General features: G+C 40.7%; 1 pseudogene. It reads right to left on the bottom strand.

Annotated features, from left to right (window positions below):
- Positions 1-94: 94 nt before the first annotated feature.
- Positions 95-749: pseudogene (locus HT736_RS09605) on the bottom strand (IS630 family transposase); the annotation flags it as partial.
- Positions 750-760: the final 11 nt, after the last annotated feature.

Below are 760 nucleotides of genomic sequence, written 5' to 3'. Positions count from 1 at the left end.
TGGAGAATGGGCATTATGATACTCAATCATTTTCAAAAAGCAACCTTGTCCATTATCTGCTGACAGTGGACTTTAAAACGCTTTTTTCCAGTCCTTGAATAACTTCTTGAAGCTTATCAATGACGGCTTCCAATGTTTGGAAAACCTTGTTTTTAAAACCTCGTTTTCGAATTTCTTTCCAGACTTGTTCAATAGGGTTCATTTCTGGTGTATAAGGTGGGATAAAAGCCAACTCAATATTACTTGGAATCTCTAAGGTACTTGATCTATGCCATATAGCATTATCCATGACAAGTAAAATATAGTCATCTGGATAAGCTTGTGAGACTTGCCGTAGAAATTCATTGGTCCACTCAGTATTGCATCCTCCAGCAATGAGGAAAAAGGAATCTCCTGTCTGAGCATCTACTGCCCCATAACAATAGCGATATTCTCGCATATAATGACTAGGAATGCTAGGTCGGATTCCTTGAGGAGCCCAACAAGAACTCATCTTACTGATTCTTCCGAAACCAGCTTCATCTTGGTACATCAAACGTACTTTGTTATAAGTCCCCTCTTCTTTAAAGCGCTTACTCAAGGTCTCGAATGTAGATTTTATTTTTAGACGTCTCAATTGTCTGGGCGTCTGCCTTCTTGGTATGCTCAGGTCGAGGAGTGACCGTTCGCCAACCATCTCGTTTCAGGTGGTAATAGAAACCTGCACGTGTGGAAGGGCGACCAGTCTCTTTTTGATAGGCTTCAAATACCTAATTGACAG

This window comes from Streptococcus sp. 339 (genome assembly GCF_013277285.1).
Taxonomy (GTDB): Bacteria; Bacillota; Bacilli; order Lactobacillales; family Streptococcaceae; genus Streptococcus; species Streptococcus pseudopneumoniae.
This window is presented reverse-complemented; position numbering and strand designations above follow the sequence as displayed.